4 protein-coding genes are annotated in these 4,340 nt (G+C 36.7%); 2 read left to right on the forward strand and 2 right to left on the reverse strand.

Annotated features, from left to right (window positions below):
* Positions 1-80: 80 nt before the first annotated feature.
* Together F6K40_RS30680 and F6K40_RS30685 are read left to right on the forward strand one after the other, a co-directional pair.
* Positions 81-299, forward strand: a complete 219-nt coding sequence (locus F6K40_RS30680; protein WP_293141430.1) for a hypothetical protein — start codon at positions 81-83, stop codon at positions 297-299.
* Between the two features lie 607 nt (positions 300-906).
* On the forward strand, positions 907-2,604 hold the full coding sequence (locus tag F6K40_RS30685) for an ArnT family glycosyltransferase (RefSeq protein ID WP_293141432.1): 1,698 nt from the start codon (positions 907-909) through the stop codon (positions 2,602-2,604).
* A gap of 370 nt (positions 2,605-2,974) precedes the next feature.
* Here the strand turns inward: F6K40_RS30685 and F6K40_RS30690 are convergent, their stop codons facing one another.
* Together F6K40_RS30690 and F6K40_RS30695 are read right to left on the reverse strand one after the other, a co-directional pair.
* A complete protein-coding gene (locus F6K40_RS30690) occupies positions 2,975-3,541 on the reverse strand; it encodes a hypothetical protein (RefSeq protein ID WP_293141434.1) in 567 nt (188 codons plus the stop codon).
* A gap of 285 nt (positions 3,542-3,826) precedes the next feature.
* A partial coding sequence (locus F6K40_RS30695) for a hypothetical protein (RefSeq protein WP_293141436.1) occupies positions 3,827-4,340 on the reverse strand: 514 nt, incomplete at its 5' end.

Consider the following 4,340-nt stretch of genomic DNA (forward strand, 5'->3'; position numbering starts at 1 on the left):
TGTTGGAAGGAGAAGGCGGGATAGAATATCCGGAGAAGTAAGGGATTGGGGTTCAGGGTGGGGCTGTTAGGGAGGGAAGGGTGGGAAGGGTGGGGAGGGTGGGAAGTGTGGGGAGTGTGGGGAGGGTGGGAAGTGTCGGGAGGGTGGGAAGTGTGGGAAGTGTGGGAAGTGTGGGAAGTGTCGGGAGTGTGGGAAGTGTCGGGAGGGTGGGAAGTGTCGGGAGTGTGGGAAGTGTCGGGAGAAAAAGACACCTAGAAACAAAAATCTATTGCACAGTTTTAGCTGTGTCACACCAGTAGTGGACTTTTTCATCTTAAATGTTACAGTAGAAAAGTGTCTGGAGATTGCTTCACTGTCGTTCGCAATGACAAATAATCATGCACTATTTTAGTTGAAACACCCCAGTAGGAAGAAATAATTGATGGTTTATCTACGATAATTGATTTCCTGTTTTGGTAGTCCTGCATAGTAATGGCGAAGATACATAAGTTTTGTAATTTCTTCCCACACCTCCCACTGGAGGAAGTAAGGCAGAAGGCAGAAGGCAGGAGGCAGAAGGAAAGAAAAAGTTAGGAGAGAAAAGGTTTTTTTATCACTAATTATCCGGACATGATATTACTAACTTAAATCATATTTCTATGACCAAAAAATAAGGTCTCAAGCCTCCCCTTTCAAGGGGATGAAAAAGCGGTCGTTAGCGGAGCTTCCCGAAGGGTGGGATGCCGAGGTTTCCTTTCCCTCCGGGACGCTACGCGTTTCATGTCGCGCAGCGAAACGGCATATCCAATCGACCAAGAGAAATCTTCAATTCAATATCTCAAGCCTCTGACTTTCCTGCGGAATGCTGCGCAAACAGGCAGAGGTACTGATAACTGATAACTGATAACTGATAACTGAAATGACAGGATGCTTAACAAAATATTGACCAAGAAAAATTTACATTCCCATATAGATTTACTACTAATATTAAGTTTACTATTAGCAGCAGTGCTACTTTTTTCTGCTAATTTAGGAACATTACCTTTACGAGACTGGGATGAAGGAATAGTTGCTCAAGTAGCTAGAGAAATTAGCCGAGAAAAGTGGAATTGGCTTTATCCTACTATCAATAATACCCCCTATTTTAATAAACCACCATTAATACATTGGTCGATCGCTTTTGTCTATAGTTTTGCAGGAGTCAGTGAATTAACTGCTCGTTTATCTCCTGCTTTATTAACAGCATTTTCGGTACCCTTAATTTATGGTGTTGCTCGAGAATTATTTCGCCCACGTATGCCAGCAATTTTTACCGCTTTGGTTTACTTAACTTTGCTGCCAGTAGTGCGACATGGACGTTTAGCAATGCTGGATGGTGCAGTAGTTTGTTTTTTTCTGCTAATGATTTGGTGCGTATTGCGCACGCGCTACAACCTCCGCTATTCTCTCGCCATCGGTATTAGTTTTGCTTTAGTTTCCCTCTGCAAAGGAATCATTTTAGGATTGCTTTTAGGAGCGATCGCTTTTTTGTTTCTGTTGTGGGATACTCCCCGACTATTAAGTTGTAAATATTTTTGGGGTGGTATCCTACTCGGTATGTTGCCAGTTTTTCTCTGGTACACAGCTCAATTTTTCCATTACGGTATGGAATTTTTCCATGCCAACTTTTTCCATCAATCTCTTAAACGTATTTGGCAACCTGTAGGTAGTCACGATGGACCTATTTGGTATTATTTATTGGAGATTATTGAGTATAGTTTCCCGTGGCAGTTATTCTGGTTGCCAGGATTATATTTGAGTTGGAAAAATCGTAATCTGAGTTGGGGAAAATTAATTTTGGTTTGGAGTGGAGTCTATTTGTTAGCTATTTCTCTGATGAATACTAAACTCCCCTGGTATGTGTTGCCTATTTATCCTGCTTTTGCTTTAGCAGTGGGTAGTTATTTAACGGAAATTTGGCATCAATTTCCATTAGATTTAGGATATTTTTGGCTTCCAAGCGATCGATATATCCCAATTCAGAAAGATAGTGCAAAACATCTCTGGGATATTCCCACTGTTTATCATCGTTTGGTAGTAGCTGTATTTGCACTACTAGCTTTAATTGCTTGGGTTGCTTTTGTTTACTTTGGTAATGTTTTTCATCTTGGAGAGTCAAATTTGGCAAAACCTAATTTACAGTTACAGTTAATTTCTGTCGCTGTTGCTTTGACAATGACAATGGCAACTCTACTATTAAATCAACAAGACTATCAATTTTTGCCGATCTTGATTTGGGGAATATATCTTTCACTGCTCTTGTTTGTTAGTTCCCCTTATTGGATCTGGGAGTTGGAAGAAGATTATCCTGTTAAACCAGTCGGAGAAATGATTCAGAAAAATACACCTCCCGGTCAGATTATCTATTCTTTTGATACTAGAGACCGCCCCTCTTTAAATTTTTATAGCGATCGCTTAATTAAGCGTGTCGGACCACAAAAAATTCAAGAGCAATGGGAAGATATACCTCAACCATATCTATTAGTTGAAGCATCAACTCTGAATCATCTCACCTTAGATAATTTTAAAGTTTTGAATGCTGTCAAAGGATGGGCATTAGTAACAAAAAAAGGGATTGATAATTAATAATACCAATTTCATAAAATATTGCAGAGCGTGGCTCTGTTCTTAGGAGTCAGGAGGTAGGGACGTTGCATAAGGGCGTCCGTAGGTCCTCAGGAGATAAGAACTTATAATATTTATTTTTTCTGACAGTAAAACTATTCCATGATTGACTTGCATATAGTTTAATAACTATAATATATTGTTTTTTCTCCAGAAATAATTTGATTTTTACCCTCTACATCGGCAGCAAATTTACTAACTTTTTTGTAATCATTTTACTGTAACTATCTATGCATGAATTTGGTATAATTAATAATTAATAGTTAATAATTAATAATTAATCCCCGGAGATTGAAAGCTTCTTTACTAATGGATAATTACCAATTGACAATTAGAGATAGTTTTCATTATCCATTATCAATGCTTTTTCCATTAAAATACAGCTTTGATGCTCCTTTATTCCCTCAAATACTTTAATTCCTTTGTATTCATAAGTCTGATAATCTAGAGAAACTTTATCCTCAAACCCATACTTTCGACAAATGTGCTGCGATATCTTTCCAGTAGCTTCTACTATTGCTGTGGAAAATCCTGCTTGAGTTGCCATCTTGAGATTATCTTCAAATAATTTATTACCAATCTTTTTGCCTCTATATTTTTCTCTCGCTCCCAATAAAAACATATGAAACACCTTCCCAGTAACCACTTTTTTCTGCATCTCGTATTGCTCATTTAGCTGTTTTAAAAATTGCAAAATAACCTCTAATTTTTGAGGAATATTTTCGTCTTTTTGTTCATCAAACTCCTTGGTTAAATTCTCTGAAATAATAAAACCTGCTACTTCAGAATTAGCTGTATCTTTAGCAATATGAGATAACCCTTCTGCCACAGCTTTTTGGCAAATTATCTCAGCAAAGGGATAAAAGTCGCTAGGTGTAACCCCAAGTGCTTTTGACATGGTTCTGCATTGGGAAATACATCAACTAAACAATTAATTGTTTGTTCTATATCTTTTTCCTTTCAAAGTTCATATACAATTTCATTTTCTTCTAACATCAGTATATTAATTCCTAAAATCAACTTTATTTAGTCTTTACAGCAAAATTCATTTGACCATAACACAAAATCTTTTGAGAATAGGCAAGGTGATAAGAGAAGGTATTGATAATTAATAATTAATAATTAATAATTCATCCCCGGAGATTGAAAGCTTCTTTACTAATGGATAATTACCAATTGACAATTAGAGATAGTTTTCATTATCCATTATCAATGCTTTTTCCATTAAAATACAGCTTTGATGCTCCTTTATTCCCTCAAATACTTTAATTCCTTTGTATTCATAAGTCTGATAATCTAGAGAAACTTTATCCTCAAACCCATACTTTCGACAAATGTGCTGCGATATCTTTCCAGTAGCTTCTACTATTGCTGTGGAAAATCCTGCTTGAGTTGCCATCTTGAGATTATCTTCAAATAATTTATTACCAATCTTTTTGCCTCTATATTTTTCTCTCGCTCCCAATAAAAACATATGAAACACCTTCCCAGTAACCACTTTTTTCTGCATCTCGTATTGCTCATTTAGCTGTTTTAAAAATTGCAAAATAACCTCTAATTTTTGAGGAATATTTTCGTCTTTTTGTTCATCAAACTCCTTGGTTAAATTCTCTGAAATAATAAAACCTGCTACTTCAGAATTAGCTGTATCTTTAGCAATATGAGATAACCCTTCTGCCACAGCTTTTTGGCAAATT

Origin of the sequence: Okeania sp. SIO3I5, assembly GCF_010672085.1 — a bacterium.
Classification (GTDB): Bacteria; Cyanobacteriota; Cyanobacteriia; order Cyanobacteriales; family Microcoleaceae; genus Trichodesmium.